General features: G+C 60.0%; 4 protein-coding genes and 1 pseudogene. All 5 read right to left on the bottom strand.

Translation table 11 applies throughout. From position 1 onward, the window contains the following. Nucleotides 1–713, bottom strand: a 713-nt coding sequence (locus AB1609_18375) for a nucleotidyl transferase AbiEii/AbiGii toxin family protein (protein ID MEW6048413.1), incomplete at its 3' end; no start/stop codon positions are given. Nucleotides 714–791: 78 nt separating this feature from the next. Further along, nucleotides 792–1307: a type IV toxin-antitoxin system AbiEi family antitoxin gene (locus tag AB1609_18370; GenBank protein MEW6048412.1), complete on the bottom strand. Its 516-nt coding sequence runs from the start codon at nt 1305–1307 to the stop codon at nt 792–794. 113 nt (nt 1308–1420) lie between these two features. Beyond that, nucleotides 1421–1606: pseudogene (locus AB1609_18365) on the bottom strand (hypothetical protein). A 467-nt stretch (nt 1607–2073) separates the two neighbouring features. Further along, entirely contained in the window at nt 2074–2364 is a 291-nt protein-coding gene (locus AB1609_18360; GenBank protein ID MEW6048411.1) for a hypothetical protein, read from the bottom strand. Between the two features lie 394 nt (nt 2365–2758). After that, nucleotides 2759–3518: hypothetical protein (locus AB1609_18355; GenBank protein ID MEW6048410.1), on the bottom strand; the 760-nt coding region annotated here is incomplete at its 5' end.

The raw sequence follows: 3518 nt of genomic DNA, 5'->3' as shown, positions 1-3518 counted from the left end.
TATGCGGCTTCCGGGGGCAACAGTGTCCTCGCCACATACACCCCTCGGTCGGAGTCCTCTTCCAATGCCGCGACGAGGTCCGGCCGCGACAGGTCGCTCCGCGTGATGTACAACGGCAGGAGCCACTGGTAGCGGCCGCGGTAGTACTGGGGGACTGCATGGCGTTGCAGGCGATGCGAAAGCTCCGTGGCGCCAAAGACGGCGACGTATAGGGTTCGGGGGTTTACTATTTCGGGCACGTATTGCTTCATTCGTGATTCATGCTCCTCCAGGAAGTGTGCCCACTGATACTCGATCTTGTATTCAGGGTGATACTCCGGGAAGCGGTAATCGGGAGCACGCGGGGGGTTGTCGATGAGAATCCGCTCCTCCTCCCCACCGCCGTACGGCATGTCGATCTTGATCCGCCCCGGCTGGCCAGTACGTTGGAGCGGTCCGACATATGCCACCTCACACGATACCGTCTGCCCGGGGTCTGGGGGAACCATCTCCACACGGGCATAGATGCCTGCCTCATCCCTCAGGGTGCTGCACGCACGAGCCAGCCCCTGGACTAACCGGGCTGGCTCTACGCTGCGGAAAGCCGTGAAGTCGAGGTCGTCGGAATAGCGCCACTCCGGGAAGTAGACCTTTCTGAGACAGGTGCCGCCCTTGAGGACCAGCCTCTCAAGCAGGAAATCGTCCGAGCCAATGGCAATCAGAAGCCAGCTCAAACAGTAGTCGTGCTCGATGGACCTCTCCGGGACACCTTCTCTGAGGCCTTCCGTCTCACCTCCGCTCGCCTGATCATCCTATGACAATCTCCAGGAAGCGATTTCCTGCTCCCGAACATTGACCTGCAGGCGCCACCTGCATGAATACGGGCCAGACTTGGGGAGCGTTGGATCCAATAGAGCGTACCCGGCGCTGAGGGATGACTGGAGTCGCTCGACCACGTCGGGGCGAATCGAGAAAAACTCGAGCAGGAAGCCCAGCCGTTTGCTGATCGCCCCGTTGCGCATCCTGGTGCAGTACTCGAGCACTCTACTCCAATCCATGGTATCCCTCGTACGCCACAGGAATTTGGAAACTTCGACGATTCCGCCGGAATACTTAGGTAGGTCAAGGCAGTCCACGAGAAGTTTCTCCGGCGAAGCCATGTGAACGCGGTCAGCGCCCACCCAAACCTGCCGGTAGCCAAAGAACTTGTGCTGTGCGAGTTTGACAAACTGGAACCGGCGACCGGAGAACCGGATGCTTCCCTTCCGTCTCGTCGTGGCGACGAAAACCGTCCGGGGTACCTGCTCTGTATATCCATAGTGATAAATGGCCGTCCAGAACGAGACGCGTAGTATGGGCTCACTAGCTTCGACGCAAGTACCAGCTCGTTAATGGAATAGGAAGCCTCACCCCCGGCTTCTAGAGGTAGAAGAAGGTACTTGCCGCGCTCAACAGGCGCAACCCAGCGCCGCCTCCGCAAGTCGGACAGAAGCTTGGAAACGTTGCGCACCGGCTCTCCCAGGACGGCAGCCGCCTCCCTCGTGGTGAAGCAGTATTGGCCTGCTTCAGCCAAGCGGGTTACCAGCGTTGCGCTCTTCTGCCCGAGGGTGTGTACATTCCGATGCATCGAGTTAACCTCCGCAGTAAACAACCTACCACGAAGTAGAAAAGGCGTCAAAGGCCACGCTGGGTACTCGTCTGGTGGCTGGCAACGCGTTCGCGGCCAAAGCCCCCCGCCCCCGCGCGAAAGTAGTGGTGTACGCTCGCATTAGGTGACCCGGGTTCGATGTGACGCACCTACCACGCCACGCGTCAGGTACACTTGACTCTCATTGTCTCCGACGTTCAGAACCCTCGGGGGTTTTGCCGGGCAAGCACATAGCCCCGCGTCCTGCAGATCTCAACCCATACCTCGGGATCTACGTGGGAGTAGTAACGCCCGCGGATCTGGCAGATTCTGCGCCAGCAACATGAGTTAGCGTAAGCATGGTCTGGGATTGAGCCCCGCAGGATATCGTCCAATATGACGGCATCAGGCAGATTGCAGTAACACATTGGCCTCACCTCCACTGACCGGCCACTACCTGCGCTGCGTTAGGTACCCCGCCTCTTCACCGACGAAGAATCACCAATCAGCAAGTTTCGCCGGCGACAGCCACACGCATTTCCGCGAAGCGACTGATAAACGGGGAAGCCATGGGGCTCACGCTTCTTGACGTTGGTGCGCTCATTCAGCACCGTGATGTTGGCGAGCGCGTGGATGTCGTCGTCAGGGACGCCAGCGGCCCTCAATAGGTTGGGCGGGTAAATGTGGTGCCACTGCGGCTCGTAGCCCGAGGTGAGGGGGCTGCCGGTCTTGTCGTATCCCAGGCGGGTGGCGTCCACCCAGTCCCGTGCCCCGCCGTGAAAGACCCTGTGCCGGACGCCAACCCCACCGACCCCCGATCCTTGCAGACCCTCAAGTGCCCGGGCTTCCAGTGCTCATGCAGGCATATGCCGCCGGATCAGCAACCTCTGCACCATGCACCCAGCGAACGGCCACTTCCCGCCTACTGTCACGGGGGCAGGAAGGGGGACAGCCCCCGCGACGTCATGCAACGCACGGAGGCGGTCTTAAGCACCCGGGAAGTTATCATCCACGGGGTCAGTGGCATGCTGCCTGCCCCGGTTAACGATGATCGCTCTCTTGACGCAACTGTGCCTAGCCGGTCACTGCTCCCAGGATAGGCGGGTTGGTTACACATGTGGCACCCTGCACCCCGCCGTCAGTGCTGGTTTCCTACGCTCCCGCCTCTGCGGTCCTCTCGGCCGTCGCACCCTCGCACTCAACCAACCCTTCTGCGTCGACGGCGAGGAGGCGGCGTTCGATTCCCGTAATTGCGGGACGGGGATCTGTCAGATGCAGGCACTTCAAAATGGCCGCCCGCAAGTAGCGGCGAGTGGTGGCTGCTACCTGTGGTAAGTTCCGAACCGCTCGCTTCCCGTGTACAATCTTGGACCGCGCCCCGTAAGACTCGCGCATGGCTTCATATATCTCAAGCCTCTCCTCGCCAGTGCCGCCCAGAAAGGCCGCGATACGCAGAGATACCCGGAAGCTCAACTCATCTTCTGAAGAATCCAGGAACAGAGACTCGAATGCAATCCAGTAGTCGATCAGCCGGTCCTCCTCAGTGGCGCGCTCAAAGGAGCTGTTCCAGCGCCTCAACGCGACCTGTAACTCCGGGGGGACCTGCGATTTGCTGATCTTGTGCCACAGTGCCACGAACTGCTTCCCGACACGTTCATCTACGACTCCGCGTTGGTCGGGGAGGTACGTCAAGGGCTTCCAACCTAGGCTCCTGTTGCTGCCCAATACCGTCACGGTACTCTGCTCAAAAAAGGGGCTGTAGACGCTCCGATCAGTGATCAAGCGCAGCAGACCCACCAGCCGGTCGACCAATTCTGCATCGTACCCCCCACCGAAAGGTCCGAATCTGGGCTCTCTGAAGCGATACTCCACCAGGGAGTTTATTTCCGAGAACACAAACAAGTCCAGGGGT

The organism is Bacillota bacterium, from assembly GCA_040754675.1.
Lineage (GTDB): Bacteria > Bacillota > Limnochordia > Limnochordales > Geochordaceae > Geochorda.
The sequence above is the reverse complement of the archived record's forward strand: the minus strand, read 5'-3'. Positions and strand labels throughout refer to the sequence as shown.